The sequence below is a fragment of the Nonomuraea sp. NPDC050691 genome (assembly GCF_040654455.1).
GTDB lineage: Bacteria > Actinomycetota > Actinomycetes > Streptosporangiales > Streptosporangiaceae > Nonomuraea.
This window is the reverse complement of sequence record NZ_JBFAIA010000339.1, coordinates 1-2,975: the sequence shown is the minus strand read 5'-3', so window position 1 is coordinate 2,975 and position 2,975 is coordinate 1. Positions and strand designations below refer to the sequence as shown.

Here is a 2,975-nt window from a genome sequence, read left to right as displayed (position 1 = left end):
GGCGGTCGTCGTGCGGGAGACCGCCGTGCGCGCGGGGCTGCCCGCCCACCGGGTGTCCGACGCCACCGCCCGGGTGCTCGACTCCGCCCGCCGCGTCACCGCGCACCTCGCCGCCCGCCGCGCCGAGGGACCGGACGCATCCCGCTACACGAACCCGTCCACCGGCTCGGGCGCGTTCCTCGGGGCCGAGCAGGCGCTTCTGCTGGGGCATCCGTTCCACCCCGCCCCCAAGAGCCGCGAGGAGGCGTCCGCCGGCGAGCTGGCCGCCTGCTCCCCCGAGCTGCGCGGCTCGTTCCCGCTGCACTGGTTCGCCGCCGCCCCCGGCGTCGTGACCGGCGAGAGCGCGGACGGCGACGACCCGGCGGAGCTGTGCCGGCGGATCGCCCCGGCCGGGCTGGACCTGCCGGACGGCTGGACGCCCGTGCCCGCCCACCCGTGGCAGGCGCGCGAGGTGGTGCGCCGCCCGGCGGTGGCGGCCCTCGTGGAGGCGGGCCTGCTGCGGCCGCTCGGGCCCGCCGGTCCGGCCTGGTCCCCGACCTCCTCGGTCCGAACGGTGTACCGGGCGGACGCGGAGGTGATGCTGAAGCTGTCGCTCGGCATGCGGATCACCAACTCCCGCCGCGAGAACCTGCGCGGCGAGCTGCGCCTCGGCGTGCGGGCCGCCCGCCTGCTGGCCGCCGGGCCGGCCGCGTGGCTGCGCGCCGAGCACCCCGCGTTCGGCGTCCTGCGCGACTTCGCCTGGGTGGCGGTGGACGGCGCGGGGGCCGGGGACGCGGAGACCGGCTTCGAGACCGCGATCCGCGACAACCCATTCCATGACGACACGAACGGCGCCTATGGATCATATGCGGCGAAAGGGGCGCTGTGCGTGGCCGGGCTGCTCGCCGAGCGCACCGGCCCCGGCGACGGCTCCCCGCCCCGCCACCGGGCGCTCCTGTCGGCCGCCGTGGAGCGGGCCGCCCGCGCCCGCGGCCTGTCCGTCGCCGAGGCGTCCGCGCTGTGGCTGGCGCGCTACGTCGACGTGCTCGCCGTCCCCCTCGTCCGCCTCCAGGCCAGGTACGGCGTCGCGCTCGAGCCGCACCACCAGAACACCCTGGTGGCGCTCGACGCCGACGGCCTGCCCCGGGCCGGCTGGTACCGCGACAGCCAGGGCTACTACGTGGCCGCATCCCGCGCCGGCGAGCTGGAGCGCCTGGTGCCGGGCCTGACCGACGGCGTGGACCTGGTCTTCGACGACGCGTTCGTGGACGAGCGGGTCGCGTACTACCTGGGCATCGGCAACCTGCTGGGCCTGGTCGGCGCGTTCGGCGCGCTCGGCCTGGCCGGCGAGGAGGACCTGCTCCGGGTGCTGCGCGCGGCGCTGGAGCGGCTGCGCGCGGCCGAGCCCGGCGCCAAGGGCCTGCTCGGGCTGCTGCTCGACGCCCCGGTGCTGCGCTGCAAGGGCAACCATCTCACCTGTGTGGACGGCCGCGACGAGCTCGCCGGCGACGTCCACTCCCAGTCCGTCTACATCGACCTTCCCAACCCCCTCACGGAGGTGCAGCGGTGACCGCCCCCTACGACCTGGCCGGTGTCGGCATAGGCCCGTTCAACCTGTCGCTGGCCGCGCTGTGCGACGGCGTCCCCGGCATGCGGGCCCTGTTCCTCGACGCCAAGCCGGCCTTCTCGTGGCATCCCGGCCTGCTGGTGGAGGGCACGGTGCTGCAGGTGCCGTTCCTCGCCGACCTGGTCACCATGGCCGACCCGACGAGCCCCTGGTCGTACCTCAACTACCTGCGGCGCCACGACCGGATGTTCCCGTTCTTCTTCTCCGAGCGCTTCCACATCCCGCGCCGCGAGTACGACCACTACTGCCGCTGGGTGGCCGGGCGGCTGCCGTCGTGCCGGTTCGACGCCGAGGTCACCGCGCTGCAGTGGGACGGCGCGGCCGGGGCGTTCGCGCTGACGTACCGGTCGGCGGCCGGAGAGGTCTCGCGCGCGCACGCCCGGCGGGTGGTCCTGGGCGTCGGCACGGCGCCGGTCGTGCCGGAGCCGCTGCGCCCGCTGCTGGGCGGCGCCCACGCCGGGCGGGTGCTGCACAGCGCCGACTACCGCGCCCACCGGGCCGCGCTGGCCGCCGCGCCCGACGTCACGGTGGTCGGCGCCGGGCAGTCGGGCGCCGAGGTCGTGCTGGACCTGCTGCGCCACCAGGACGGACAGGGCCTCGGCGGGCCGTACGTGCGCTGGCTGGCCCGCACCCCGGCCTTCGCCCCCATGGAGTACTCGAAGCTGGGCCTGGAGCACTTCACCCCCGACTACGTGCGCTACTTCCGCCACCTGCCCGAGGCGGCCCGCGACCGGCTCGTCCGCGAGCAGTGGCAGCTCTACAAGGGCGTCAGCGGCGAGACGCTCGGCGACATCCATGACGAGCTGTACGAGCGGACCATCGGCGGCGCAGAGCCGCGCGCCGCGCTGCACCCCGGGGTGGAGGTGGTGGCCGCGGCCGAGGGCGACGGCGGTTACGCCCTCACCTGCCGGCACCGGGAGCAGGGCACGACGTTCGAGGTGCGGACCTCGGCCGTGGTGCTGGCCACCGGGTACGCGGAGGCGCGGCCCGCGTTCCTGGAGCCGCTGGCCGAGCTGGTCGACTGGGACGACCGGGGCCGCTACCAGGTGGACGGCGACTACAGGGTGGCGCTCGACCCGCGGGTGCCGGGCGAGCTGTACGTCCAGAACGCGGAGATGCACACGCACGGGGTGGGCGCCCCGGACCTGACGCTGGGGGCGTGGCGGGCGGCCACGATCCTCAACGCCGCCGCCGGGCGCGCCGTGGTGCCGGTGCCCGCGCGGACCGCCTGGACCACCTTCGGCGCGCCGCAGCTCGCGGAGCCCGCGCCCCCGGCCGGGGCCGCGTTGCCGGCGCCGTTCGTGTCCGAAGTGTTGTAGACGGGGGTCGCCGGCCCGGGCAGCGGAAGCGGCTCACCGGGGGCGCGGCG

Annotated in this window: 2 protein-coding genes; both read left to right on the top strand. The window is 76.6% G+C overall.

Annotation, left to right across the window (positions count from 1 at the left end):
* On the top strand, positions 1–1,549 hold a 1,549-nt coding region (locus AB0H81_RS44435; RefSeq protein ID WP_358388461.1), incomplete at its 5' end, for an IucA/IucC family protein.
* Positions 1,546–2,925, top strand: a complete 1,380-nt coding sequence (locus AB0H81_RS44430) for a lysine N(6)-hydroxylase/L-ornithine N(5)-oxygenase family protein (protein ID WP_358388458.1) — start codon at positions 1,546–1,548, stop codon at positions 2,923–2,925. The genes AB0H81_RS44435 and AB0H81_RS44430, both read left to right, overlap by 4 nt.
* The last annotated feature ends 50 nt before the right edge of the window (positions 2,926–2,975 follow it).